The 24,131-nt window shown below is 71.4% G+C and carries 33 protein-coding genes; 19 read left to right on the top strand and 14 right to left on the bottom strand.

The genetic code is table 11. The features are described 5' to 3' along the window. Positions 1–298: 298 nt before the first annotated feature. The 3 genes from ACFWPT_RS21415 to ACFWPT_RS21405 all read right to left on the bottom strand — a co-directional run bounded on the left by ACFWPT_RS21415 (position 299) and on the right by ACFWPT_RS21405 (position 1,601). Positions 299–871, bottom strand: a complete 573-nt coding sequence (locus tag ACFWPT_RS21415; RefSeq protein WP_380483515.1) for a hypothetical protein — start codon at positions 869–871, stop codon at positions 299–301. 105 nt (positions 872–976) lie between these two features. Next, positions 977–1,183 carry a hypothetical protein gene (locus ACFWPT_RS21410; RefSeq protein ID WP_380483513.1) on the bottom strand — a complete coding sequence of 69 codons (207 nt, stop codon included), beginning with the start codon at positions 1,181–1,183 and terminating at the stop codon, positions 977–979. A gap of 1 nt (position 1,184) precedes the next feature. Continuing rightward, positions 1,185–1,601: a hypothetical protein gene (locus ACFWPT_RS21405; protein WP_380483511.1), complete on the bottom strand. Its 417-nt coding sequence runs from the start codon at positions 1,599–1,601 to the stop codon at positions 1,185–1,187. A 261-nt stretch (positions 1,602–1,862) separates the two neighbouring features. Here ACFWPT_RS21405 and ACFWPT_RS21400 point away from each other — a divergent pair, with 261 nt between their 5' ends. After that, positions 1,863–3,140: a helix-turn-helix transcriptional regulator gene (locus ACFWPT_RS21400; protein ID WP_380483509.1), complete on the top strand. Its 1,278-nt coding sequence runs from the start codon at positions 1,863–1,865 to the stop codon at positions 3,138–3,140. Between the two features lie 15 nt (positions 3,141–3,155). Continuing rightward, complete coding sequence (locus ACFWPT_RS21395) at positions 3,156–3,722, top strand: GNAT family N-acetyltransferase (protein WP_380483507.1); 567 nt, start codon at positions 3,156–3,158, stop codon at positions 3,720–3,722. Here the strand turns inward: ACFWPT_RS21395 and ACFWPT_RS21390 are convergent. The 5 genes from ACFWPT_RS21390 to ACFWPT_RS21370 form a co-directional block, all read right to left on the bottom strand. Then, the gene (locus ACFWPT_RS21390; RefSeq protein WP_380483505.1) at positions 3,680–4,438 is read right to left on the bottom strand and encodes a hypothetical protein; all 759 of its coding nucleotides are present in this window, start codon (positions 4,436–4,438) and stop codon (positions 3,680–3,682) included. The genes ACFWPT_RS21395 and ACFWPT_RS21390 overlap by 43 nt on opposite strands. Continuing rightward, positions 4,438–4,836 carry a hypothetical protein gene (locus tag ACFWPT_RS21385; protein ID WP_380483503.1) on the bottom strand — a complete coding sequence of 133 codons (399 nt, stop codon included), beginning with the start codon at positions 4,834–4,836 and terminating at the stop codon, positions 4,438–4,440. Before ACFWPT_RS21385 ends, ACFWPT_RS21390 begins: the two co-directional genes overlap by 1 nt. Beyond that, positions 4,833–5,030, bottom strand: coding sequence for a hypothetical protein (locus ACFWPT_RS21380; protein WP_380483501.1), 198 nt, complete (start codon positions 5,028–5,030; stop codon positions 4,833–4,835). Before ACFWPT_RS21380 ends, ACFWPT_RS21385 begins: the two co-directional genes overlap by 4 nt. Next, positions 5,027–5,533, bottom strand: a complete 507-nt coding sequence (locus ACFWPT_RS21375) for a hypothetical protein (RefSeq protein ID WP_380483499.1) — start codon at positions 5,531–5,533, stop codon at positions 5,027–5,029. The genes ACFWPT_RS21380 and ACFWPT_RS21375 overlap by 4 nt, the downstream gene beginning before the upstream one ends. Before the next feature lie 375 nt (positions 5,534–5,908). Continuing rightward, the gene (locus ACFWPT_RS21370; protein WP_380483497.1) at positions 5,909–6,379 is read right to left on the bottom strand and encodes a hypothetical protein; all 471 of its coding nucleotides are present in this window, start codon (positions 6,377–6,379) and stop codon (positions 5,909–5,911) included. Between the two features lie 155 nt (positions 6,380–6,534). Here ACFWPT_RS21370 and ACFWPT_RS21365 point away from each other — a divergent pair, with 155 nt between their 5' ends. The 4 genes from ACFWPT_RS21365 to ACFWPT_RS21350 all read left to right on the top strand — a co-directional run bounded on the left by ACFWPT_RS21365 (position 6,535) and on the right by ACFWPT_RS21350 (position 8,820). Beyond that, positions 6,535–6,801, top strand: a complete 267-nt coding sequence (locus ACFWPT_RS21365) for a hypothetical protein (RefSeq protein ID WP_380483495.1) — start codon at positions 6,535–6,537, stop codon at positions 6,799–6,801. Positions 6,802–6,981: 180 nt separating this feature from the next. Then, positions 6,982–7,368: a hypothetical protein gene (locus ACFWPT_RS21360; protein ID WP_380483493.1), complete on the top strand. Its 387-nt coding sequence runs from the start codon at positions 6,982–6,984 to the stop codon at positions 7,366–7,368. Between the two features lie 4 nt (positions 7,369–7,372). Next, complete coding sequence (locus ACFWPT_RS21355) at positions 7,373–7,660, top strand: hypothetical protein (protein ID WP_380483491.1); 288 nt, start codon at positions 7,373–7,375, stop codon at positions 7,658–7,660. Continuing rightward, on the top strand, positions 7,657–8,820 hold the full coding sequence (locus ACFWPT_RS21350) for a hypothetical protein (protein WP_380483489.1): 1,164 nt from the start codon (positions 7,657–7,659) through the stop codon (positions 8,818–8,820). Before ACFWPT_RS21355 ends, ACFWPT_RS21350 begins: the two co-directional genes overlap by 4 nt. 152 nt (positions 8,821–8,972) lie before the next feature. Here the strand turns inward: ACFWPT_RS21350 and ACFWPT_RS21345 are convergent, their stop codons facing one another. Together ACFWPT_RS21345 and ACFWPT_RS21340 are read right to left on the bottom strand one after the other, a co-directional pair. Beyond that, complete coding sequence (locus ACFWPT_RS21345; protein WP_380483487.1) at positions 8,973–9,527, bottom strand: type I-E CRISPR-associated protein Cse2/CasB; 555 nt, start codon at positions 9,525–9,527, stop codon at positions 8,973–8,975. Then, positions 9,527–10,219, bottom strand: a complete 693-nt coding sequence (locus ACFWPT_RS21340; RefSeq protein WP_380483485.1) for a hypothetical protein — start codon at positions 10,217–10,219, stop codon at positions 9,527–9,529. The genes ACFWPT_RS21345 and ACFWPT_RS21340 overlap by 1 nt, the downstream gene beginning before the upstream one ends. 136 nt (positions 10,220–10,355) lie before the next feature. Here ACFWPT_RS21340 and ACFWPT_RS21335 point away from each other — a divergent pair, with 136 nt between their 5' ends. The 3 genes from ACFWPT_RS21335 to ACFWPT_RS21325 all read left to right on the top strand — a co-directional run bounded on the left by ACFWPT_RS21335 (position 10,356) and on the right by ACFWPT_RS21325 (position 11,934). Beyond that, a complete protein-coding gene (locus tag ACFWPT_RS21335) occupies positions 10,356–10,700 on the top strand; it encodes a hypothetical protein (RefSeq protein ID WP_380483483.1) in 345 nt (114 codons plus the stop codon). Positions 10,701–10,790: 90 nt separating this feature from the next. Continuing rightward, positions 10,791–11,615: a hypothetical protein gene (locus tag ACFWPT_RS21330; RefSeq protein ID WP_380483481.1), complete on the top strand. Its 825-nt coding sequence runs from the start codon at positions 10,791–10,793 to the stop codon at positions 11,613–11,615. Positions 11,616–11,697: 82 nt separating this feature from the next. Then, complete coding sequence (locus ACFWPT_RS21325) at positions 11,698–11,934, top strand: hypothetical protein (protein ID WP_380483480.1); 237 nt, start codon at positions 11,698–11,700, stop codon at positions 11,932–11,934. 63 nt (positions 11,935–11,997) lie between these two features. On the opposite strand, the gene ACFWPT_RS21320 is transcribed toward ACFWPT_RS21325, so the two are convergent. Next, positions 11,998–12,756, bottom strand: coding sequence for a hypothetical protein (locus ACFWPT_RS21320; protein ID WP_380483478.1), 759 nt, complete (start codon positions 12,754–12,756; stop codon positions 11,998–12,000). Between the two features lie 265 nt (positions 12,757–13,021). Here ACFWPT_RS21320 and ACFWPT_RS21315 point away from each other — a divergent pair, with 265 nt between their 5' ends. The 6 genes from ACFWPT_RS21315 (at position 13,022) to ACFWPT_RS21290 (ending at position 18,867) form a co-directional block, all read left to right on the top strand. After that, entirely contained in the window at positions 13,022–13,891 is an 870-nt protein-coding gene (locus tag ACFWPT_RS21315) for a hypothetical protein (protein WP_380483476.1), read from the top strand. 261 nt (positions 13,892–14,152) lie between these two features. After that, positions 14,153–15,415 (top strand): hypothetical protein, encoded by a 1,263-nt coding sequence (locus ACFWPT_RS21310; RefSeq protein ID WP_380483474.1) that lies wholly within the window; start codon positions 14,153–14,155, stop codon positions 15,413–15,415. Positions 15,416–15,441: 26 nt separating this feature from the next. After that, complete coding sequence (locus ACFWPT_RS21305; RefSeq protein WP_380483472.1) at positions 15,442–15,939, top strand: hypothetical protein; 498 nt, start codon at positions 15,442–15,444, stop codon at positions 15,937–15,939. Between the two features lie 535 nt (positions 15,940–16,474). Further along, on the top strand, positions 16,475–17,548 hold the full coding sequence (locus ACFWPT_RS21300) for a hypothetical protein (RefSeq protein WP_380483470.1): 1,074 nt from the start codon (positions 16,475–16,477) through the stop codon (positions 17,546–17,548). Beyond that, complete coding sequence (locus ACFWPT_RS21295; RefSeq protein WP_380483468.1) at positions 17,538–18,287, top strand: hypothetical protein; 750 nt, start codon at positions 17,538–17,540, stop codon at positions 18,285–18,287. The genes ACFWPT_RS21300 and ACFWPT_RS21295 overlap by 11 nt, the downstream gene beginning before the upstream one ends. After that, entirely contained in the window at positions 18,280–18,867 is a 588-nt protein-coding gene (locus ACFWPT_RS21290; protein WP_380483466.1) for a hypothetical protein, read from the top strand. Before ACFWPT_RS21295 ends, ACFWPT_RS21290 begins: the two co-directional genes overlap by 8 nt. Before the next feature lie 394 nt (positions 18,868–19,261). Here ACFWPT_RS21290 and ACFWPT_RS21285 read toward each other — a convergent pair whose 3' ends face one another. The 3 genes from ACFWPT_RS21285 to ACFWPT_RS21275 all read right to left on the bottom strand — a co-directional run bounded on the left by ACFWPT_RS21285 (position 19,262) and on the right by ACFWPT_RS21275 (position 20,442). Continuing rightward, positions 19,262–19,567, bottom strand: a complete 306-nt coding sequence (locus tag ACFWPT_RS21285) for a hypothetical protein (RefSeq protein ID WP_380483464.1) — start codon at positions 19,565–19,567, stop codon at positions 19,262–19,264. A 63-nt stretch (positions 19,568–19,630) separates the two neighbouring features. Continuing rightward, the gene (locus ACFWPT_RS21280; RefSeq protein ID WP_380483462.1) at positions 19,631–20,167 is read right to left on the bottom strand and encodes a hypothetical protein; all 537 of its coding nucleotides are present in this window, start codon (positions 20,165–20,167) and stop codon (positions 19,631–19,633) included. Beyond that, on the bottom strand, positions 20,164–20,442 hold the full coding sequence (locus tag ACFWPT_RS21275) for a hypothetical protein (protein WP_380483460.1): 279 nt from the start codon (positions 20,440–20,442) through the stop codon (positions 20,164–20,166). The genes ACFWPT_RS21280 and ACFWPT_RS21275 overlap by 4 nt, the downstream gene beginning before the upstream one ends. A 357-nt stretch (positions 20,443–20,799) precedes the next feature. Between ACFWPT_RS21275 and ACFWPT_RS21270 the strand changes: the two genes are divergently transcribed. The 4 genes from ACFWPT_RS21270 (at position 20,800) to ACFWPT_RS21255 (ending at position 24,016) form a co-directional block, all read left to right on the top strand. Beyond that, positions 20,800–21,564 (top strand): hypothetical protein, encoded by a 765-nt coding sequence (locus ACFWPT_RS21270; RefSeq protein ID WP_380483458.1) that lies wholly within the window; start codon positions 20,800–20,802, stop codon positions 21,562–21,564. 87 nt (positions 21,565–21,651) lie between these two features. After that, positions 21,652–23,076, top strand: coding sequence for an AAA family ATPase (locus ACFWPT_RS21265; RefSeq protein WP_380483456.1), 1,425 nt, complete (start codon positions 21,652–21,654; stop codon positions 23,074–23,076). 146 nt (positions 23,077–23,222) lie between these two features. Beyond that, positions 23,223–23,420: a hypothetical protein gene (locus ACFWPT_RS21260; RefSeq protein ID WP_380483454.1), complete on the top strand. Its 198-nt coding sequence runs from the start codon at positions 23,223–23,225 to the stop codon at positions 23,418–23,420. Beyond that, positions 23,417–24,016 carry a WhiB family transcriptional regulator gene (locus ACFWPT_RS21255; protein ID WP_380483452.1) on the top strand — a complete coding sequence of 200 codons (600 nt, stop codon included), beginning with the start codon at positions 23,417–23,419 and terminating at the stop codon, positions 24,014–24,016. The genes ACFWPT_RS21260 and ACFWPT_RS21255 overlap by 4 nt, the downstream gene beginning before the upstream one ends. Positions 24,017–24,131: the final 115 nt, after the last annotated feature.

Raw genomic sequence — 24,131 nt, 5'->3', positions numbered from 1 at the left:
GGGTCGTGGGTGTGCGGGCGCCCCCCCCCCCCCCCCCCCTTGTCTCCTGTGCCCGCGCCGGGGGGGGGTTCGGGCGGGGCTTTCGGGGGGGGGGGGCCCCCCCCTGGGGGGGCCCCCCACCACCGGATTGCCTGGTCCCGCCCCCGGAACAGAGCGGGGGCGGAACCAGGGGTTTGGCGAGGGGCGTGCCCACGGGGGTGTGGGGCACGCACGCTCCCGCCGCAGGCCCGCCCAGCACAACGCGGGCCTGCACCTGACAGCCGCCCAAGTCGGGGCGCTGCCAGGAGATCGCGGCCGGTCAGAGCGGTCTGCGCGCCGCGCGCAGGAACGCGCCCGCGGCCAGCGGCCGGGCCGGACCCGCCGCCCCGGCGCACTCCCGCTCCTCGTCCCGGGCGACGACGCGGTCGTAGTCCGCGCCCAGTGCCGCCAGCACCTCGTCCAGGGCCAGGAGCCGGCCGCTGCCGTCCGGCTCCACCACCCACCGCGCCGCCCTGCGCACCGGCAGGCCTTCCGTCGTCAACGGCGCGGTCGCGCCCGGCGCCGGACACAGCAGGAACCCCCTGTCCAGCACCCGCCCGATGCCGCGCCACCCCGATCGAAGCGGCGCCGTCGGGGGCGCCACGAGGAGCTCCACCGTCGCGCCCACGACGCTGTGCAGGACCGGCCCGCACTGCGGCAGCACCTGCGCCGCGCGCAACCCCAGCGTCGCCGAGGTCTGCACGACCCAGAAGGCACCCATCGGAATCGCGGCCAGCCCGCCCCCGGCCCAGGCGGCCAGGCACGCCCCCGGATCGGTGCTCCAGTACGCCAGCCAGCTGCGCCCGGCGTCTACGGCGGTCGTGGTGGGCAGGGTGGTCGAGACGGCGTACACGGTGGTCCTCTCAGGATCGATCGGGGATCGGGTCAGATTCAGTCGCGCGCCGAACGGCACAGGGGGCTCAGCGCCAGGCGGCGCGCGGGACGCTCGTCCGCGTCGTCACGGCCCCGCCGGCCCTTCGAGCACCTCGGCCAACCGCACAGCCAACTCCACGGTGATGCCGCCGAGTTCAACCATCGGCGTGCTCTGGGGGCCCACCAGGTACGGGTACGCCCCCAGACTCGGCAAGACGATGCCGTGCTGTGCCAGCGCCGCCTTCAACCGCGCCGCCGCCGCCTCGGCTCCCACCGCGGCCGCCGCCGGCACCTCAGCGGAACGATCTCTGCGGCAGTCGGCCGATCTGCAGGTGGGGCCCGCCGTACGGCTGCCCGTGCACGAAGTGCACCAGCACCGAGTGGTCGTTCGCCCAGCTCGTCAGTCCGTCCATCAAGTCCTGGTCCAGGACCACGGCCAGGACGTTGTGCACCACGATCCCGCCCACCTGGCCGCACTCCGCCGCCCTCAGAGCATCGCCCCACCGGAGGCCCAGGCTCAGCCGGGGACGCCCGTACGGCGGGCACGCGTCCCAGTACTCGTGTACCGGCGTCGGCTTCCAGCCCCGCGCGACCGCCGTCATCCGGCAGTCCTCCAGCTGGAGGGCCGGCTGCTGCGCACCGGACGACAGCGCGTAGATCGCGACCGGGATGGAGCCGGTGCCCGGGCCATCCAAGGTAGATGTGTTCATGCCATACCTCCGGGGTTGGCTCCCGCGCCAGAGATGGATGGGGGCCGCTGCGGAGCGGAGCGCTCTGTGACGATGCAGTTCCGCTCCGCAGCGGGCCCCCATTTCACCAACCTGCGCAGAGACCGGGAAGGACATGGGACCGGACATCGACCGGACATTCACCGGACGTTCCGTGTTCCGGGCGGTGAATCCGGCAGCAAGGCGGTCGATCGGCTGGATGTCGCTCTATGTTTGATGTGTGACGATGCGTAAGGAACTGCCATGAGCAGCCGAATGCCTAAGGCCCGCAACCGGTTGCTGTACGAGGCCCGAAAGCGAAAGCACCTGACGCAAGAGGAAGCTGCCCAGATTGTGGGGGTAGCTGAGCGGACGTGGCGGCGCTGGGAGACGACGCCCCACCCCGAGGTTCCTCGTTCGCCAGAGGTCCTGAGATCGCTGTGCGAGGCGTTCGGGGCCCCCTACGACCAACTGGGCTTCGTGTCGCCGGTCGATCTACTCCCGGCTGGCGCTGGACTCGCGGAGGGGGGCATCATCCCGCCTGTGAAACGACGCGACGTCCTGGCGGCCGCCGGTGTGGCCGCCACTTTCAGCGCGCTGCCCTGGCTGCCTGTCGCCAACGCCAGGTCTTGCGATTCCGTCCGGGTCGGCGACGACGAGATCGAGGATCTGCGCGAGGCCATCTCCAACCTGGACGCCCTCGACCAGCGCTTCGGCGGGGACTTGCTTTGGCGTGGCGCCCAGTACACCCTGCACTACATCGACGACCTACTGGACCGGGCGGTCTTCACCGAGCCGATCGGCAACGAGCTACGAGCAATCTCGGGTTCGCTGACCACCTCCATCGGCTGGTACTGCTACGACGCCGGGCGCACTCTCGACGCCTCGAACCTCTGGGAACGCGCCCTCAACTCCGCCCTACTGTCCGAAGACGAACCGCTCGCTGTGCGCACGCTGTCCGTGATGGCAAGGCAGGCCGTCGACCTCGGGAAGCCCCGCAACGCGGTCCGCTTCGCGAAGATCGCCCAGAACCACATCGGTTCCTGGGCGCCGGCCCGCGTGCACTCGCTCCTCGCTGTCCGCGAGGCACAGGGATACGCCGCCATGGGCGACACCACCAGTACTAACGAGGCGATCCTCAGGGCCTGGCGAGCGTTCGAACTGGGCGGCACCGAACACGACCCCCAGTGGACCCAGTTCCTCAACGAGGCGGAACTGGTCTGCCTGGAAGGCATGTGCCGCAGCGACCTCGGCGAGCACAAGAAGGCCGTCGACCTCCTCAGCCGGTCCGCGCAACTGCAGGACACCGCCCACGACCGCAACCGCGGCATGTGCCTGGTCCGCCTCTCCGGAGCGGCGCTGTCGGCCGGCGACCTTGACCAATCCATTGACGCCGCCGAGGAGTCCGTCCGAATGATCGGCGGCGGCATGACCTCCCGTCGAAACAAACAGGTTCTCCTGGGAATCGCATCCGGCCTGCACCACTACGACGACTCCCGCGCCCAACACACGATCGAACGCATCACCCAGTACGCCGCTTGAACAGCAAGGAATACCGTGCCAACGACAGCACTGCGCCTCGAACTTCACACCCCTGACAGCACCGTCTCGATCCTCAATGACCTCGTGGAGGTGTACCGCTCGGTCTACAACGTTCCGCCGTACGCTGACGACCCTTTCTTCTCCGCCAGCGCGTTCCATGACCGCCTGCTCGGCGCCACCAAGATGCCCGGCTTCGAGTGCCTCACCGCTCATATCGGCGACGTCATGGTCGGCCTGGTCCACGGCGTCACCCTGCCCGCCGAACGCACCTGGTGGGTGTCGCTCGGCGACCATCGTCCTGAGGCGATGGTCGCCGCCGCCCAGACCGGTGATGTCGCCTGGCTGCGCGAACTGATGGTCCGGCCGGACCACGGAAGCCAGGGTGTCGGCAGGAGCCTGCACGACAGGTGGGTCGCCGGACGGGAGCAGGCGTGGACGACACTCACTTGCATCCCCGACAACGAGCCCGCGCACGGCGCCTACCTTCGATGGGGCTACGAGATCATCGGACAGATCAAGCACGCCGACGACAGCCCCGTCTATGACGCGATGATCCTGAGCGTCGAACAGCAGGTGTCGTGAAGCAGCACTACGTCACCATGGTCCTCGCCGGCCTCCTGATCGGGATTCTCGCGTTCGGCGCCGGCTGGTACACGGCCCGCGCCCGGGAGACCGCTCCGGCCCCGACCTACATCACGGTCACGCCGGAGCCGGTCACCGCGGGCACGGCCTCCCCTTCGGCCTCGGCCGGTTCCTGGTAGCGGTTCGGGGTCGAAGCCGTCTGCCGCGGCTTCGACCCCGAACCCCAGATCACGGCCGGGCGGTGAGGAGAGCCGGGCCGACACCGAGCCAGCGGCCGACGTCGATGGTCGGCTCGGAGCGGGCCTGCCGCTCATGGACCAGGCGGTGTCGATCAGCCGGCGCAGGCCGTCCCGCTCGGTCTCGGGCGCGCGCACGCCGCCTCGAACGTCGGCTTCGACGGGCCGCAACGGGTAGGCGTCGATGGTGATCCGGCCCCGGGTGTGCTTGGTCAGGTGACGGTTTCCGATCCAGAACCAGTCGGAGCAGTCATATCCGGCGGCGAGCGCGGCGTGGTCGACCCGGTCGCCGAGCGGGTGCCCGCCGACCGTCCAGGCGTACCAGATCCGGGCGCCGCCATCGGGACGGTGGAAGACGATCCACAGGAAGGTCTCGGGGTCGAAGTCGGCGGCGATGCCGTCAACCACCGCTTTCTCGACGGGTGTCGGGTCGTCGGTGGGCGTGAGAACAACCGGTGCCGCGGGCGCGAGCGCGGCCATCACGCGGCTCCGGCTGGTGCGGCGGCCCATGGGTCCGGGACGGGGGTGGCCGCGACCCAGCCGGTGGCCGTCTCGTACGCCATCTTCCAGGTGATGTGGCAGACGGACGGCATCTCGTCCCCGTCGGACAGCACCTTCAGCCGCTGCCCGGCGGTGTTCACGATCTCGCCGTCGCGGCCGTTGTGGCGGACCTGACCGCCGAGCGCGACGCGGATGCCCAGGCGGCTCTCCAGGGCGCTGCGGGCGATCCCGGCGATGGTGGCCGGCTGCGCGCCGAGGCGCTCGCGCAGCGACTGCTCGGCGGCATGCTGGGTGGGCCACCACTCCAGCAGGCTGTGCTGATCGATCGGCTCGGTGTCGGCCGGCAGCGGCCGCCAGCGGCCCCGGAGGCGGGTCACAGCCGGCCGTCCTTACGGATCGCGTTGGTGATGCTCTGGGCCAGGTCCTCGTACTCCAGGTCGTCCAGGCTTCCCCTCTCGTTCACGATCTTCTCCAGGGTGTCCTGGATGACCTCGGTCAGCACGTCCTGGTCCATGGTGATCCTTTCCTCGGCGGGTTGGGACGGGGCGGGCCCGTCCGGCTGGGTGGTCACTGCTCGGTGGTCTTGTGGGGGCGGCCGGGGCCGCGCTGCTTGGCGTAGGCCTTGACGTGCTCGACGATGAAGTAGGGGCGGCCGTCGATGGTGGTGGCGAGGGGGACGTGGCGCTGGAACTCGGGGGAGTGGATGCGCTTGCGGGCGGCCTGGGGGGTGATGTCGAGCAGCTGCGCGAGGCCGGGGGCGCCGGTGAGTTCGGGGATGTCCGGGGCGTGGGTCCGGCGGTCGCGTTCCTTCGTGGACATGACCTCGATGACGGCGATGGGGGCGGAGCCGTGGACGAGGCGCAGTACGCCGCCGACGATCTCCTGGGCGCGGGCGTCGGCGAGTTCGGCGGTGGCGGCTTTCACTTCGATCATGGCGCCGAAGTTGCCGTTCGGGGCGGTGGTCGGGGCGGCGCCGTAGGACCCGAGGCGGTGGAACAGCTCGTCGTGGACGTCGTCGGAGACGGTGGTCCCGTACTCGATGTAGACGGCCCACGTGGTCGTGGTGGTGATCATCTGTCCTCTCCTGGTGGCGGGTTGGCGGTGTTCCGGGTGTCGGGTGTCCGGTGGGTGGCCGGGGGCGCCTGGTGGGCGCCCCCGGGGTGGGTCAGGGGTCAGGGCTTGAACCCGGCGCGCTTCAGGACTGCGAGGCAGTTGGCCATGGAGCGGTGGTCGCTGGGGGTCCCGGGAGGGTGGCCACTCGGCTGCCGTTCTGGCGGACGGTGAGGTGGCCGTTCTTGGTGGTCTCCACCTCGAACCCCTGCTGTTCAAGTCGCTTGACCAGGGCTCGCAGATCCTTGTGCATCGTATCCCTTACGGTTGCGTTCCGACAACCATTATCCTGCCTTAATGGGTTCTAAAGCGCAACCATTTTTGTGAAGTGATCCCGCCTCAGCCCTCCTTCGCCTCCGGCCACACCAGCTGCTGCCCCCGGAACATCAGGTCGTGCAGCCCCTCGCAGAAGGCGTCGTGGGCGTACCGTTCCGTCCCGTATCCCGGCATCTCCATCTTCCTGAGCTGTCCGCCGACGACATGGGAGACCACGGGCATCGGCAGCGCCTCCGGCCAGACCCCGACGCGCGCGCCTTCGGAGAGCACCCGGCGGAACGCTCCCGTCGAGCCCCGCAGACTCCGCCCCTGGGCCCGCAGTTCGTCGGCCGGGCACTCCCCGTCACCCTCAACCACCTGTAGCAGAATCTGCTGCGCCCGCGGCGGCAGGCGGTCGTAGTAGGCGCGCGCCCGCTCCGGAGTCCAGTGGTGGTCCGGCACCGCGTGCACCACGGCGGCCGGCTCGTCGGCCAGGGCGAGCAGCTGTTCCGCGACCTCGGGGGTCGGGTCTTCGACGGTGATCGTGATCCTCATGGCGGACACGTTGCCACCCGCAGGCAGGAGAACACAAAAGACATGAACAAACGTTCACTAAACCGGGTGAGTGGCAGTGTTCCGGGTCGACCCGGGCGAGTGAACGACCGGTGGACGGTGACCGGTTGGCGTCGGCGGGGCCTTACGCTCCCCCCATGACGACCGAACAGCAGGTGCCCGCGCAGTGGAAGGCCGATCTCAAAGAGGAGGTCGACCGGTGGTTCGTGTTCCTGCGCGACCGCTCCGACGAAGGCCTGTTCTCCCCTCGCGAGAACGTCATGCTCGGCTACGCCTACGGGTACGCCGTCGCCATGGTTGAGGCCGGCGCCGAGACGCTGGCCCGGGAGAAACTGAACTGGCTGATGGAGCAGGCGCGGAGCTTCGACAAGCACCCGGCCTACCTCGCGCTGATCTCGGCGTAACCGCACCACGGCCCGTCGGCCGCGCTCGTTTGTACCGCCCGCTGTATTGCGTCCTCTAATTAGATTTAGAGGATCCACACAAAGTCTGGTACAGATCGGGGTGTCCGCGCACGGATCGTCAGCCACCGTGGCTACGCTGGGTCCGTCGGCCGGTCCGGCCGAAAAGGGGAAGACCTGATCATGTACATCACGCTCGCCAAACTCGACGCCGTACGCAACTTCGTCACCGCCCGCTACGCCGAACAATCCAGGATCCTGGCGGACACCCTGGGCGAGGACCACCCCTCGCTCGGTCTCGCCCGCGCACTCGATGACGGTCTTCGCGCCGCCGGCTCCGGCGTCACCGACCTGATCCACCTCACCCCCGGTACCGCGACCAGGGAGGACATCATCCACGCTGCCGGTGCGGCACACACCGGCTGGGAAGTGCTGGCCGCCGCCGCCCGCCAGTGGAATGACCACCCCGACTACCCGGCCGTCGCCGACCGGACGTTCGCCGACCTCCTTGAGTCTGCCGCACACGGCACCTTCGTTCTGGCGACTCGCCCGGACCCGGCCCGGAGGTGACGTCGTGAAGTGGTTTCGCCGCACGCCCGCCGAACCGTCGACCGTCCGGGAGCAGGCAAACCCCACCCGAATCGCCGTGCTGGAGTACGACCTGCTGGACATCCGGCCGGAGTCCGGCAGCGCGGCCGCCCTGGCGATCGCGCTGCGCCGCACCGGAACCTGCCTCACCCACCGGCCGGTCGAGACGACCATCGTGTCCGATATCCGGCCAACCGCAGTGTGTGCGGGCTGCGGCCGGGCGATGGTCGAGACGGACGGGCAGTGGGCGGTCGCCGGAGAGGAGGAGCGGTGAGCGGGGACAACCTGCCGGCGCTCGTCGGGGACGAGATCCTGGACGCCGAACTCGTCCAGGACGACGACCAGGTGCTCGTGCAGTTCGCGCTGCCCGACGTCGCCCCGGACCCGGACCCGGACGACGTCCTCACCGACGATGCGGCCGCGGACCTGGCGGATGCCCGGCCGGAGCGCACCAAGAAGACCTACAAGGAGCAGTGGCTGTACTTCGCCCGGTGGTGCGCGGCCAACGGTCGGCGGCCGGGTCCGCGCACCAGCGAGGCCACCATGGTGTCCTACCTCTCGCACCTGCGCCGCCACGGCGGCCGGACGAAAACGGGTGCCCCGGTGAGCTCACTGCGGCTGGCGATGGCCGCGATCCGGGACCGCAACGCGCGGGCAGGGTACGAGAACTGGCCGCCGAAGCTGGCGGCGTCCGAGCTGATCCGCAAGCAGGCCGCCGAGCACGCCAGCGCCAAGATCGTCCCGAGGTCGAGCCCGCCGATCGACGCGGCCCGGATCGCACAGCTCCAGCAGGGCGCGACCGCCGGTGTGCCGCTGGCCCGGTGGCGGGACCTGACGATCCTGCACCTGGGCTACCGCACCCGGGCCCGCCGCTCCGAGCAGGCCGCCTACCGGATCGACTCGATCGCCTTCGAGCGCCTCGCGAACGACACCGAGCAGATGGTCGCCGGGAAGCGGACCTCGAAGAACGACCACTGGTCCACCGGTAAGGAGTACAAGGTCCGGGACCCGGTGGCGATCTCTGTGGTGCGCACCTACCTCGGGATGCTGGCCGAACTCGGGCAGGATGCGCCGGGGATGCCGCTGCTGCGCGGGGTGACGCAGAAGGGGGTGCTAATGCCGGTGCCCGCCTCCGGGGTCGGGTTGACCGGGGCGTCGGTGAACCGGGCGTTCAAGCGGATGGTCGCCCGCACCTGCGGTTTTGATGCGCCGGACGCCACCAGCCACGGCCTGCGCGCCGGGGTGCCGGCCGACCTCGCCGCCCAGGGCTACAGCCCGGCCGAGATCCTGGTCATCACCGGGGACTGGAAGTCGGTCGACATGGTGACGAAGTACGCCAAGGCCGGGCTGCGCAGGGCGGGCAAGGACGACAAGAACCGTACGCAGGCGGCGCTGGACGCCCTGGTCGTCGCGCCGCCGGCCGACCTGTCCTGACCGGGCCGGCGCGGGTCGTCGGTGGCGGCTGGCAGGGTGCCACCGACATCCGAGAAGGTTGTCGCGTCGAACGGTCGCTTCGGTCGCTGGCGTTCCGACGCCGTAGCCCACGCCCTGTTCCGTTCGCGGCGGGCCGCCGACGGGCAGCACGACTACAGATCAGCGCGATTTTTGCAAGTGGCGTGGAAGTCCTCGAACCAGCGCTCGCGGGCGCCGGACCTGCCTCTCGGGTGGGACCAGTCGCTGAGGTCGACGACCAGTTCCCGCCAGTCCGGCGCCACAACCTCCCGGTCCCGCAGGGTATTGCAGACCTTCGTCAACTCGCGCCAGGGCAGCCGGGCCCGGGCCCGCACGAACGCGTCCAGGTACAACCAGCCGCGGCTGTGAGCGGGGTTGTGCTCGGTCCAGGACAGCCGGGCCAGGGCCGTCCCCATGCTGCCGGATCCGAAGCCGAGCTGTTGCCGGACCTGCTCTCGCGGCGCGCGGTGGTAGTGGGCGAAGAGTCGGGAGACGCCCAGATACACCTCTTCGCGGCCCTCCTGGTAAGCGCGCAAGAGGATGTCTGAGTAGACCAGGGGGTGCTTGCCCCTGCGCAGGCCGAGCAGGAACAGCGGGTCGTTCCTCGTGGCGTGCTGGAGCCAGTGCACCAGCTCGTTTGCCGCCTTCCACGCTTCGAGGGCGGCGGGGTCACGTCTCGTCTGTGCCATCACGATTCTCCCTGTTGCGCGAAGCGGGCGGATGACGGCGGGGCGTACTCGGCGCGGGCGCGGGCCAGCACATCCGCGTCCAGGCGGGCGAGGGCGGCCGGCCCGTCGGTGCGGAAGGCGCTGATCTGGTCGGCTACCTCGTTCAGGACTCGCGCCTGCTCGGCCTGCTGCGCCATCCCGTCCGCGGACTCGCTCCACTCCTCTTGCAGGACGGACGTGCCGGCCAGGGCCTCGTGCCGTAGTTGCACGGTGAGCTGCCAGTGCGCGGCATCCGTCGGTTCCGCCTCGCGCAGCCGATGTGCGAGGCGGATCAAGAGGTCGGCCCGCAGGTCGTCGGTGGTGAACGCGCGTCCGGCCGTCGGTGCCGGGAGCGCCGAGAGCTGGCGGCGAAGGGTCGTACCCAGCGTCTCCAGGTAGTCGGCGTACTCGTCCCAGTCCACGTCGTCGACGTGGTCGACGGCCAGAAGGGGGATGTCGTCGCGGTTCCTGATCCTGCGCAGGGTCTGGGCGGTGAGCCCGGTGGCGCGTTCGGCCTGCACGACTCCCCCGTGTTCCGACAGCGGGCCGCACAGCGCGGCCTTGACCAGGGGGTCGCGCTGGCTCATCAGCAGGTCGTACTGCCGTCTCCACTCGCTCAGGTGGTCGAAGGCGTCGTCGGGGCCGACTAGGTACGGGGCCGGATCTGGAAGCATGGCGACACTCTAGCGCCGAAACCAGATGGTGGCACCGCATTGAAATTGATGACATCACTCATTTAGAGTGGTTTGCATCATCACCTGGGCGCTTGTGGCGTCGGCCGGCATGCGCCCACCAGAAGGAGTGCCACCCATGCAGCTGACCGTCGACACCGACTTGACCCAGCACTACGCGGACGAATGGGCCCTGGTCCTGACCATCAGCCCCACCACCGACTCGGCCCACCTGGCCTGGTCGCCCAGCGACTACGCGGAATCCCAGACCTTCCAGATCCGCCTGGGCCGCGACCCCCTGAACGGGAAGGCCATCAACGAGCTGGGCCGCACCTTCGAGGAGTTCCCCGGACTCGACGACATCCGCGCCGCCTCCTGGGAGCACTTCCACGAGCAGAACTGCTGGCGCTGGGCCGACGGACCGTGGTGGGACGCCGTCGCCGACCTTGAAGCCCGGCTGTGGAGCGTCGTCGACGCTCTCTAATGGCTGCCGGCCCGGGCCCGGCTGGCGGCCGCCGCGGTGAAGACCCGGTTCATCCCCCGCCGCACTCCCGGCAGGCCTACGCTGGAGAACGTGACCACCACCACCGACACCGTCTCCGCTGTTGCCCGCGAGGCCTGCCTGAACGCCCTCACGACCCACGCGGCGCAGCCGGATGCTGACCCGGCGCGGGGCGTCGAGTTCTTGGCTGCTGCTTGGTGGGCGGGTGTGCGGGATCTGGTGGTGTTGAGCGAAGCCGCTGGGTGCACCGTCGAGGAGGTTCGGTCTGCGCTGCGGGTGGCCGGGGTCGAGCCGGTCGGTGCCGCCATGTTCGGCTCCCCCCGGCCGGCGTACGCGCCGCTGTGTGCCGGGCAGGTGCGGGAGCTGGCGGAGGTGGTCGGCCGGATCGTCGGCCCGGCGTCGCTGCGCGTCGATCCGTCGCCGGAGGCGCTGCTGGCGTGGCACCTGCACATCGTGCTGCTGCGCCTGGCCGTCGTCCTGGACGGCGGCGCGCCGACCGGGCACCGGGCGGAACTGTCCCACGACCTGGTGGAGCACCTGCGGACCGTGCTGGCCCGGGCCGAGGAGGTCATGGCGGGCCTGCACGGGCGTGAGGAGCTGGCGGTGCTCGCCGAGCGGGACGACGGGGGTGCGATCGAGGTGGAGGGGCAGGCCGTCGCCGAGGGCGCGACGGTGACCCTGGGCCTGCCGGTCGGGCATTCGGTCACCGTGACGCTCTCGCAGCAGCCGTACGGGCGGGCGGACGCCGGGTACACCACGGTGACGAGTTCCAGCACGTTGTTGAACACCCTATCGCCGGTCAGCGGCGCCGAGCACCTGCAGCTGCGGCACGCCCTCGACACGATCGCCCGGGTGCTCACCGGCCGCCTGGCCGCTGATGCCCGCGAGCTGGGCTGACGGGACGGGTGCGACACCTCGGCCGATCAGCTCCCGGCCACCGATGGGTAACCCACAGCGCTGGCCGCCAGTTGGACACGGCATGACGACTCAGGACGACGGCGACGAGCTCGACATCAACAACGTCCACGACCACATCAACGACATGCTGGATGCCCTTCGAGCGGTCGAGGAGCGCTTGTGCGCCGGGCACCCGATGCCCGAGGGGATGCCTCCCCTGACGCCGGCCAGCGACGCCGCGCACCACTGGGTGGATGGGCACCTGCCGCATCTTCCCCCGAGGCCGACCCCCGGGGACCAGGCGCAGTCAGCCGACTGAGCCGAAGCCAGGCGAAACAGCGGGTGCCCGAGGGGGTATCCGCCGTTCAAAGTTCGTGCTCGGTCACCGGCCGGCGGTGTCGGCCGCGCCGGTGCTGGGTGTGCCGATCTCGGTGGCCAGCTCGCGCTGCTGCCGGGCACGGGCGTGGTGGTCGTCGGCGATGGTGGGTTCCAGGCGGGCCAACTGGTCGTACGTCTCGGCCATCGCGGTGCGGGCCGCCGCCCAGCGTTCGCGGGCCCGGGCCCGCTCGGCGGGGTCGAGGGCGGCCATCGTGTCGTTGTAGGCGGCGGTGTCCTGGTCCCGCAGCTCATCGAGGTGCTTGTGCAGCCTGCGGGCGTCGGCGCGGTCGGTGTCGGCGGCCCGCTGCTCGACCTCGTTGCGGGGGTCGGTGGCCGCGAGGCCTGCGGTGACGGCGAACTCGGTCTCCGGCACCAGTTCGGCGTACCAGGTGTCCAGTTCGCGGGCCACGGCGGCGGAGCTGCGGCCGCGCTCGCGCCGGCGGCCGAAGGCGGTCCAGACCCGGACCACGCCCGCCCACTTCTGGTGGGCGGTCTGCTTGCTGATGTGGGCGGCCTCCCCGATGTCGTTCCAACTGGCGCCGCGCTCGTTTTCCACGATGACGGCCTTCTCGACCAGGACGTCGGCGAGGTAGCGCAGGTGCAGGGCGGTGGACAGGTAGTGGCCGTGGTCGCGGACGAACGGCAGGGGGAAGTCGGTCAGCCCGTCGTGGATCAGGCGGGACATGGCGTCGGCGTAGGCGACGTATGCCTCGTCCAGCGGGGCCAGTGCGGGCGGGGTACGGTCCCCAGTCTCCTCAGTCATGCCGTCAGGATATTCATGACGCTGACAATCGTCAGGAATATCCGGACGATTGGATTTTCTGCGGGTCGGACCGGGCGTACCAGGAGGCCCGCGACGTTGTTCCGTCGCCGGGCCCCGACCGGCGCCCGGCTTCGGTCCGGCCGTTGCCTGCGTCAGCCGTAGGATGACGGTCGGCGGGCGCACGCCCGCAGGATCGGGAAGGGACCGGGCATGGGGACCAGCACCGAGCGGGCCGCGGCCCAACCGCCGACGGGGATGTGAGCCGGTGGCCAGCCGCAGCACCGCGATCCGTGAATTCGTCCGGCAGATGGCCAAGATCCACCAGGCCGACGTGGACGCGGACTACTACGACCACAAGCGCCGGTGGGAGATCCGCTGGCATGACGGGCCGACCGAGGCCACCGTGCGCGCCGCCGTCGAACGGCAGATCCCGGAGCACCAGGAGATCATCTACACCTCCCGCGACTTCTCCGACGAGGTGCTCGTCCTGGCGGCGCTCCGGCTCTTCGTTGCCGACGAGGCCCACCACTGGGGCGACCTGCGCTACGCCGCGCAGCGTTCGCTGGAGGACGTCGCACACCCGATGCGCACCGCGACCGCGCGGGAGAGCGCGATGGTGGAACGGGTACTGGAGGAGTCGGCGCAGGAAACCCGGTGGGGCCGGAGTCGGGACGCCGACTACGCGCTGGCGCTGCTGAAGGAGCGGCGGGGGATCGGCTGGCTCCTCACCCCGCCTGCTCCTGCCCAGGACAGCCGTCAGCCGGAGGCTGACGCCCCCGTGCCGGCCGTCCTGGAGCTGTCCCCGGTGGAGTTGCTGACCGCCCGCTACGCCCTCGGCGAGCAGGGTGCGGCGTGGCGGGAGCGCGCCGCGGCGATGCCCGCGGGCGCAGCCTTCGACGCGGCCCTGGCCGACGAGGAGATCGACAAGGAGACGGCGCTCGCCGCGCTTCGGCTCGTGGCCGAGCGGCAGGCCGCCCTGGACGCGGCGACCGCCCTGCTGATCGACAGGGCCCGCGCCGACGGCGGTTCCTGGAGTGACGTCGGCCGGGCGCTGGGCGGGATCACCAAGCAGTCGGCGCAGAAGAAACGCCGGACGCTCACCGACTCGACCAGGGCGGCGTCAGCCAACGGCTGACGCTACGGCGGCCCGGGGATGCCCGCGGCGTACTCAGCCCGCACCCGTTCCCGACCGCAGCGTCAGCCTGCGGCTGACGACCTTGCGCCGTGACGGTCCGCGTCCCGCTCGCCCCCCGGTTGCGGAGCATGCTCGCTCATCCGGGTGACATCCGGACGACCGGCTGGCGGGAGCGCCGGGCCGTGTGACGTACTGGGCCGGGGTGAGTACTCGCGCGGCCGCGCGCGAGGCGGGATGGCCCGGGACGAGGGGGAGACAGCGGTGCCCAGGAGGACGGCCCTTGCCGCCGCGACGCTTGCCCTGCTGACCACGGCCGCCCTGCCGGCCGGCGCCGTCCCCGGCGAACCCTCGCCTCTGGTGGGCCGGGAGCTGCTGCAGCGTCAGGAGGTCCTTGACCGGCTCGCGGACGAGATCACCGCAGCGGTGCCGGAGAACCAGCGGGCGAGCATCCCGGGCTACGCGGGCCTGACCGTGGACCCCGAGCGGGGGCGGCTGACCGTGTACTGGCACGGCACCGTCCCCGAGCGCGTCGCCCGCCTGGTCGCGCACCCCCCGGCCGGGATCAGCGCGCGGGTCCGGTCGGCGCCGTACGCGCTGGCCCGGTTGCGGGCGGCGCGGGACCGGCTCGTCGCGGCGGCCGCCGTGGGTGAGCCGGGCACGGAGTGGACCTCGGTGGCTCCGGCGCCTGACGGCACCGGACTGTCCGTCACCTACGCCCCCGCGGCGGGGGCGGCCGCCGTGCGGACGCCGGGCGGCACCGCCGAGCGGGACCGGGTCGCGGCCCGGGCCGCCGAACTCGCCGAGCTGCCCGTGGCCGCCGTGCCGGCGGTCACTCCGCAGGCCACCGTGACCCGGCATAGCGACGCCAGCCCCTGGAGCGCCGCCGCCGAGCTCACCACCCCGAGGAACGGGTTCTGCAGTTCCGGGTTCGGAGGCTGGCGCGGCAAGACCGCCGTACTGCTGACCGCCGCGCACTGCGGGACCTCCGGCACCTACAAGACCGGCACCGGGAACACGATCGGGAAGGCCTCGGACTCCGACAGCGGCCTGGACACCACCGTCATCACCCTGGACCACGGCACGCCCTCCGGGCAGTTCTTCTACGGCGCGTGGAACAACGGCCAGGGCGAACGCCGACGCGCGGTGGGCGCCGGCCGAAACAACGTCGGAGACCTCGTCTGCTCCAGCGGCGCGATGACGGGCGCGCACTGCGCGCTGAAGGTGACCCAGACCGACTACGCGACCTCCATCGACGGGGTGTGGCGCACCGACCTGGACAACGCGGCCCGCACCGACGACCACACCATCACCGTTGCCCAGGGCGACAGCGGCGGGGTGGTCGTCGCCAGCATCAGCGGGGGTGACGACATGCAGGCCAGGGGGATCATCAGCGCGGGCGGCGGCCACACCGTCGCCTGCAAGTGGGGCACCGACACCGCGGCGAGCAACGTCACCTGTTTCGACACCGTCGTGTTCGTCCCGATCGGCCCGATCGTGACCAAGTTCGGCCTCTCCCTCGCCTGAACACCCCACCTGGAAAGGAACACGACGTGAACGCGCTCACCGGCCGGCTGACGGCCACCCTCGGCGTGCTCGCCCTCGCCTGCGGCGCGGCCGCGGCCGTCCCCGCCCCGCTGCCCCACGGCCAGGCCCTGGCCGATCTGCACCGGGCCGTCTACCGGGCCGGGCTCGGCCCGCAGACCTGGCGCGTCGCCACCGTCGGCCAGGAGCCCGGCGCAGACACCCTGACGGTCGGCGTCATCGGCGACCTGGACGACGCTCGCCGGGCCCTCGACGCGCGCTTCCCCCACCAGACCAAGGTCGTGCACGGGCAGAGCGTCGTGTCGGCCGTGTGGGAACCGGGCCACGACTACCCCCTGGAAGGCACTCTCAGGGACCTCAAAGAGCCGGGCTTCCAGGTGTTCGAGACCGGCGCCGAGGGCGGCCGCACCACGGTCGGCGTCGTCGGCGACCTCGCCGCGGCCAGCGCCTACCTGGACGCTCACTACCCGGGCCGCACCACCGTCCACGGCAACGCCCCGCGCTGACCCTTCGTCACGCCGTCGGTTCTGGTGCGTAACCGGCAAACTTCGCGGGGGTCCGTCGGGCGGCTCCAGGGTTTGGTCCGGCCGGTGTCTGCGTCAGCCGTAGGCTGACGGGGGATGGTGGCATCCGAGACAGCGAAGTGGCGCTGTCCCTGGGGGACGACAGCAACGCCGAAGGAGTTACACCGCGGCGGCGCCCGATAGGGTTCTGCCGAGAAAGTCGGATGCTGCCTCTCGGCGAGGGGAGGCGGCATCCACTTTCGTATGCGCGCGTGGACTTGAGTGGTATCTCGTGCTATCTCGTTGCCTAGAGTGCCGCTATGCTGTTATCCGTACCTGTAGAGGTATGGGCTAGCGCGCCGAGCCCGAGTCCCGCCGATCCTGCCCGCGACGGGCGGCACAGCGGTCAAGGTGGTAGGAGTCGAAGAGCTCCCGCACCGCGCGATGTTGAACGTCCGTCAGGTCCACCCACTGCCTTGCGCTGATGCTGCGCGCGGGCCCGGGTCGCGGGACCGAGCACCGCGCCGAGAGGCATCACGTGCCCAAGAACAAGCGCTCCAAGAAGCAGGCCGCCCGCGCGAAGCAGCGGGCCACCGGAGCCCCGTACACGGCCGCCGCGGGCGGCTCCCGGCACCAGCATCCGGCCCCCGACTTCGGCGTGATGGACTCCCGCCTGTACGGGGTCACCCGACAGGTGAACCTCGCGCCGGCGGCCGCGCTGGTCGGTGCCGCCCGCGCCGGGTGCCGGCCGTGCCAGGACTCCGCGATCCCGGCCCTGGTGGCCGGCGACCGGCTCGTGGTGGCGAACCTGGCCGGGCTCCCGTTCAGCCTGTTGCCCTCGCCCGGCCTGATGGCGCCCGCCTCGGTGCGGGTGTGGACGGTCGGCCGCCAGATGCTGGCGGCCGGCTTGGATGGTCCGGCCCCGGCCGCGTCGATGCTCGCCGTGCTGGAGGAGCTGAGCCCCGCCGAGGTGCGCGACGTGGTCGAGGACGCCCTCGACCTGTGGGCCGCGCTCGACGCCGCCCCGGGCGAGCCCGCCGCCGCGGCCGCGCCGCCCACGGGGGACGGTCCGCAACAGGACGCGGAGGACGACCTGCCGGAGGCCACCGAGCCGCCCGAGAACCCGTTCACCGGCGAGGGGATGATGTTCCTGACCGTCGAGCAACTGGCCGACGGGATCCCGCTGCCGATGCTCGTGCAGTCCGCGTTGGCCGCCACCGTGGACGACCAGATCACCGAGCACGCCCACGACCTCTTCGAGGCCCTGGCCGAGCGCGGCCCGGCCGCCGGACGCGAAGCCGCGCTCCTCCTGGCCCAGTACATGCTCTCCACCGGGTACTACGGCACCGGCACGGAGGCGGCCGTCCGCTACTACCGCCAGCAGCCTCCGCCGATGATGCAGGCCCCGGCGTTGACCACCCTGCACCTGCTGGTGTCCGCGTTCATCGCCAACGGCCGCCCCGGCGCCGAACGGATCCTGAGCGACGACCTGACCGCCGCCGAACTCGACGGCGTGGTGCGCTTCCTGTTCTGCATCGCCGCCGGCATGTCCGGCTTCCCCCGCAACCGCCAGCAGGCCCTGACCGAGGAGCTGTGCGCCGATGTCCGCTGACCAGACCACCACCCCGGCCATGCAGACCAGCACCGACCCTGCCGACACCGCCCACCTGCGCGCCGGCAAGCGCATCACCCTGGAGGAGATCACCCTCCACCTGTCCGGCGCCGCGGTGCTGCTCGGCCAGCTCGCCCACGCCGCCGAGACCCCCGAACAGCCCGTCGAACTGGCCGACCTGATCGAGCAGCTCCGCCACCAGGCCGCCGACCTCACCACCATGGCCACCCTGGCGCAGCGCCTGACCGCGATCACGGCCGGGGATGTCCCGCTCGCCGTGACGATGCCCGACGGCGCGCCCTGGGGCGCAGCCGCCCGGGGCGAGGAGCGCCGGGAGTCCTACGGCGGGCCGGCCGTCGTTCCGACGATGCGCCAGCTTGAGTTGCTTGCCGACAGGGTTGCTCCCCGCGATCCCTCGGCGCCGGCCTGGCGGCGGGAGCGTTTCGGCCGGGAAACGGTCACCACGACCTTCGTGGAGGCGATGGTCGGGGTGACGTTCGTGGAGTCGAAGGCGGCCCGGGCGCGGCGCGCGGCCGAGCGGGAGAAGTCCATCCAGGTGGAGCTGATGGTCACTGAGTGCTCGTCGCCGAAGTGCCGGGCCGCGCAAGGTGAGCACTGCCGGACGTCCACCGGCCGGATCAGTGAGCAGCCGCACAAGAGTCGCCTGGACGAGGCGACCGCTACGGTGGATGCCCGGCTCGGCTACGACTTGAACCCGGTGGCGGTGCACGGTGTCTGACTCGATGGTCACCGGCACGATGCGTGTGGAGGTCGAGGTGGGCCGCTACTTGGCGGCCCGGCTGGCCCTGTTCGCTGGCCGTCGGGGGCTCTCCGTGCCCCGGGTGGTGGAGATGCTGCTGGAACTCAGCCACATGGAGGAGGACGGCACGCTGAGGGTGGGTCCGTTCGTGGTCGGGTCGGATTGTGGGGCCGGCCCGGAGTGGGCCCGCACGGTGTTCGCTTCGTCGGAGGCGGTGGGGGACGACTACGCCGGGGTGGACGGGTACGGCCGTGATGTTCGGGCTCGGGTCGCTCCCGGGCCGGCTGGCCGGGACCGCTACGGCCGGTACGGGCTGCGCGACCGCACCACCGAGACACCCCGCCAGCGACTCCACGACGATGGCGCTGATCTGGTCGAGCTCGAACCCGAGACCGTGCACTCCCACGCCACCACCGTGGCGCCGCGCGGTCCGGGGTGCACCTGCGGCACCGCGCCGTGTGGAGGGTTGGCTCCCGTCCGCGAGGACTGCCCCGAGCACCCGTGGTACGGGCCCCAGTTGTTCTGGCATGCCGCACGTTTCTGCCTGGCCACTGATTAGGGAGCGCTGCGGACGGGTCCGGTGTGTCGTCTGTGCCCGTCACACCGGATCGTCGTAGTAGTCCCCGCCCCACCCCGGTTCCGGCCGCGGGTGCAGGATCTCGTCCACCGTGGCCACGCTCAGGCCGGCTGTGGTGAGCTCACCCGCGCCCCTGCGCCCACCAGCGTCAGCCAACGACTGACAGGCCCGGGGGCACGCCCGCGAACCGCGCGCCGGCCGCCACGACCCGGCGCACACTGGAAGCGTGCCCCTCGAACAGCACCCGAACCCGGCCGAGCACGACCTCCTGGCCGTGATCGAGGCCTGGGCCGGCTCGGGCAGCCTGTCGGCTCCCAACGTCGTCCTCGCCCAGGGCAGATTCTTCAGCCCCGCGTCGGGGGGCCGAGGTAGTTGCTCACGGACGCTCGTCTCCGGTGGGGAGGAAGTCGGCGATGGTGTCGGAGTCGTCGGCGAGGATCTGGGCGGCCTCGTACTGGATGTGGTGGTAGCCGGCCTGGTGGCCGTGGGAGTGCCAGGGCGGGAGGGTGGCGGTCCAGGTACGTAGGGACTGTTCGGGGTCTGGGTGGTCGGTGAGGCCTTCGCGGATGGCGGCCTTGGCGTCCTCGAGGCCGTGGCCGTAGTCGTCGGCCGCGGTCGGGTTGCCGGGTTCGGCGAGCGCGGTGAGGGCGCGGGTGCGGTCGTCGGCGGTGATGGTGTGCATGGTGGTTTCCCCCCGTTCGGTGCGCGCCGCCCACCCCCTGGGCGGCGTGCGGGTGTGGTGTGGTCAGAGGCTCATGACGTGGCGTTCCCAGGCGGGGGCGTGGGTGTCGAGGGGTTGGGCGGGGGTGCTGGTGCCGAGGGGCTCGCCGCACTGGCATGCGGCGTGGATCTCGCAGTCGCCGTACTGGAGGACCAGGGCGTGGCCGCCGGCCAGGGTTGCGGGGAAGTCGGGCGCGGTGTGCTGGACGGCGGCGGTGGCGGCTGCGGCCCAGGCGGTGCGGATGGTGTCGGGCAGGTCGTTCCAGGCCGGCATCGGCTTGCCGAGGTGGTTGAGGCCGCCGGTGCTGGCGCCGTAGGCCTGGTAGGCGGCGTGGGCGCGGGCGGTGGGGTCGGTGAGCATCGGGTTCTCCTTGACGGTAAGCAGGTTCTCGAGTCGGTTGGCGACGTCGCCGCGGCCGGGGTCGAGTTCGTGGTCGGGCGGCAGGGCCCGGATCATCTCGACAACGCTGGTGGTGGTGTCGTGGTGCCGGCGTTGGAGGGCTTCGCCGACGGCGCGCAGTTCGTTGCGGGCGGTCTCCAGGTCTGCGGGGGCGCTGGTCACCGGGGCCACCAGGTGGGGGCGTCGTCATTGACGAGTTCGGTGATCCAGGCGGGGCGCTGGTCGGGGGCGAGCTCGTAGGTGTTGCGCAGCTTGGTGCCCTCGAAGTAGCCGTTCAGCTGGACGGTGATGCTGGTCGGTATCGGGGCGCGGTCCATCTCGCGGTGGGTGATGGTGAGGCGGTAGGGGACGATGCGCTCGGTGCCGATGGTGACGGTGGGCTGGCCGTCGACCAGGTAGGTGCGGGTCTGGACGCTGCTGTCGATGACGGTGGGCATCGCTGGCTCCTTCGGGCGGTCAGGGGTGTGGGCGGGTATGGGGGTGGCGCGGTGAAATGGGAATCGGTTACGCTTCCCGCGTTGTACGCGAGGTGCACGTTCTGGCAGGCCGTCATCCCTTCGGGGTGGCGGCCTTCGTCGTTTTCGGGGCAGCGCGTTGACCGAAACCTAGCATAAACAACTTGCTTTTTGAAGGTTATTTATGCGAGGCTTCTTCCAGTCGGATGACGCCGGCGGCCGTGAAGACCGCACCCGAGGGGGTGCGGGCGGCCCGTGGATAGGAGACTGGACATGTCGACCGCAGTACTCGCGTCACCCCGATCGGGGAGGCGCGGTCCCCCGAGAGGATTCCCCTACGTGCCCGCGTCCCCCAAGGACCAACCACTGAAGTCCGCCCGCACGGTGTCCGCGAAGAGCGCCGTCGAAAGGTCGCGCACCGCCCGCGCCCAGACCGTCTATCTGGATAAGACGGTCAAGGAACAGGCCTCGGCCCGGGCGAAGGCGGAGAACACCCTGCTGTCCCGCAAGGTGCGCGAGGGCTGGGACCTGTTTGTTGCCGGCGACCTGGAACCACAGTCGGCACGCCGCGCGGTCCGCCACTCCGGCGTGACCAAGGGCAAGGTGGTGCAGTGGGAAGAGGAACCTTACTGGCAGCAACTCACCGACCGTTGCAAGGAGGTCAGTGAGGCACGCGGGATCAAGGTCAACCCCTCCACCATCGCCGAACAGCACCTGCGGAGCTGGCTCGGCCTGGACGAGGACGAGGACGAGGAGCAGAACGTCTCGTCCCACACGATCTACATCTACGCCAGCGTCAAGAAGCTGGCGTTGGAGAAGGCCAAGCAGGACGGACGGCCGCTCGCCCAGGTGATGCGCGAGGGCTGGGACCTGTTCCTGGCCGGCGACCTGGTGGTCAGCTTGATCCCGAACGGGCTGACGCCGGAGGACCGCAAGATCCGGCTGAACCACTGGGAAGACGACGCGTACTGGGCGCGGCTGGTCAAGCGCTGCGACCAGGTCAGTGCCGAACGCGGCATCAAGGTCATTCCGTCCACCGTCGCCGAGGTGCACCTACGCACCTGGCTCGGCCTCACCGACGACGAGGCCGCGGACGCCGGGTAGGCGTACCACCGCGGGGACCTGACGTCTGACACCGACAACCGGGCCCACGTCCCCGCCTCATGAACAACCCCATAGGAGAGTCCCCCCATGGCTGCAACGGCCATCGGGGCCCCCGCGAACGCGGGGGCCCTGGTTCCGCACACCTTTCTGCAGGCACGCCGCGCCCAGCGGCAGGCGCGCCCGGCCAGGATCCTGATCGACGGGCCGTCCGGCTCCGGCCGTACTCCCAACGCGCTCGACCTGGCGGCCGGCCTCGCCGGGCCTGGTGCCCGGATCGGCGTGATCGACACCAACAACGGCGCCTCGCTGCGCTACGCCGACGACTTCGACTTCGACATCGTGGAGCCCGTCCGCTTCACCCCGGAGCACCTGGCGATGGGACTGTACGAGCTGGGCAGCATGGGCTACCCGGTGGCGGTGGTCGATTCGTACTCGCCGTTCTGGTCCGGGCCCGGCGGGCTGCTGGAGCTGGTCGACGAGGCGACCGCCGCAGCGAACTCGGCAGCGGACCGGGCGAGGGTTCCCCGGCCGGGCAGTTCGGCCGGGTGGAACGCGGTGCGCCCCCGGGAGCGGATGGCGCTGGACGCGCTGCTCGCCTACCCGGGCCACGTGATCGTCACGGTCAACGCCATGACGGAGGTGGTGCTGGAGGAGACGGCGTCGGGACGGACCGCGCCGCGCCGCCACGGCATGAAGCTCGACCAGCGCCAGGGCGTCGAGGTCCCGTTCGACATCGCGCTGAGCCTGCTGCCCGGCGACGACCACCACGCGCTGGTCGCGAAGTCGCACGTGCCCGAGCTGAACGGCCGGATCCTCAATCTCGCCGAGGAGCCCGCCAGCGAGATCGGCGGCCGGATCGCCGAGTGGGCGGCCGACGGCGTCGACTACGCCCCCCGGCCGAGCTTCTACGCGGTGGCGTACGACCCGCAGGCCACCATCGAGGGCCTGGACCGGTTACTGAACCGGCTGCGGGAGACGAGGGCGTGGGGCATGGCGGCCTACAACAACATGCCGCTCAAGGAGGACCGGTCGATCGGCCGGAGGGCCGAGACCGACGGCCACCCGATCGCGCTCGGCACGCTGGTGGAGCGCCGGCTGAACGTCATGAGGGCCAGCGCGGATGAGGCGCGCGAGCGGCAGGACGACAACGCGGCCCCGGCCGAACGGCCCCGGCCGCCCGCACCCGCCCCGGTGGTCCCTGCCGGGGCCGTTCCCGAACAGCGCCCGGCCCTCACGAGTCCGCCGGCCAGCCTCCCCGACGCGATCGACACCACCGGGGAGACGGACAGCATCGAGCTGGCCAAGGCCGAGGTCGTGGATCTCCTGCGCACGTCCGGCGCCTGGGACGAGCCGTTCCGGCTGATCGGGGCCTGGACCCGCGCGAACGAGCGCCGGGTGCTGGAGGAACGGGTGTTCTGCGCGGACGGCCGGTACCACCTGCTGCGGGACCTGATCACGGCCCGCCAGGCCGAGGTGAAAGCCGCCATGCTGCCCGTCGCACCCGACGCCTGACGTACCACCGGGACCGGGACCGCCTATCCCGGACGCCCGCACCGACGCCCTGTGCCGGTGCGGGCCAGCACCACCCTTGCCACCGCCACGGCCGGGGCCGCCTCCACACGCGGCCGGCCCCGGCCCCACCCTCGGGAGCGCCGCCGGTGCGCCGAACCACCCCTCTCACCCTCACCGCCCTCGCCGTGGCCGTACTGCTCTGGCTGCGGCTGCGCCGCGCCGACCGCGCCGCCGCGCAGGCCCGCGCCGACGCCCTGGCCGCCCGGCACGAGGCCGCGGTGACCGCTCACCACCTCACCCGCCGGGCCCGCCGGCCCGACCCCCGGAACGGAGACAGCCCATGACGAAGCAGCTCAGCCAGAAGGCCGAGATCTCCATCAAGCGCGGCGCCGCCCACACCGCCCTCACCCAGGAGCCCGGTTACAACTGGCGCCCGTGCCAGCCCAACTTCGACCCGGACACCATCGACCCCCAGTGGTGGGTCAGCGAGACAGCCGCTGAGATCATCAGGGCCAAGGCCGTCTGCCGGGATCTGTGCCCCGTCATGGACGCCTGCGCCCGCTACGCGATCGACCACAACGAGCAGGGCGTGTGGGGCGGCCTGGACGACCGCGACCGTCAGACCCTGCGCCGCGCCCGCCAGCGCCAGGCCAAGAAGGACCCCGCCGCCGAACCGACCGAACCGCTGCCGCTGGACACCAACGTGATCCGCACCCCCTTCCAGGAACGCCTGATCGACGCGCTGCGCACCGCCAACGGCGATCTTCGCGCGGCCGCCGCCCTGGTGCCGGTCTCGTACAGCACCGCCTGCTCCATGTACAAGGCGATCGCCTACCGGGCCCGGGTCCACGACGCCTTCTACGAGAAGGCGTCCGAGCTCCTGGAACGGATCGACCAGCTGAACGGCGTGGTCCGCGAGAACCTGGCCAGGGCCGCGTGAACGCACCCACCGTCGCGGGGGGGCCGCACCGGGGGGCCCCGCCGGGGGCCCGGGCCGCCCCCCGGGGGCTGGGGCGGCCTAAAACCCCCCCGGGGGGGCAGAGCCCGCGGCGAGA

The sequence above is a fragment of the Kitasatospora sp. NPDC058478 genome, from assembly GCF_042720345.1.
In the GTDB taxonomy this organism is placed as follows: domain Bacteria; phylum Actinomycetota; class Actinomycetes; order Streptomycetales; family Streptomycetaceae; genus Kitasatospora.
Note: the sequence above shows the minus strand (reverse complement) of the source record. Positions and strands in the feature narration are given on the sequence as shown.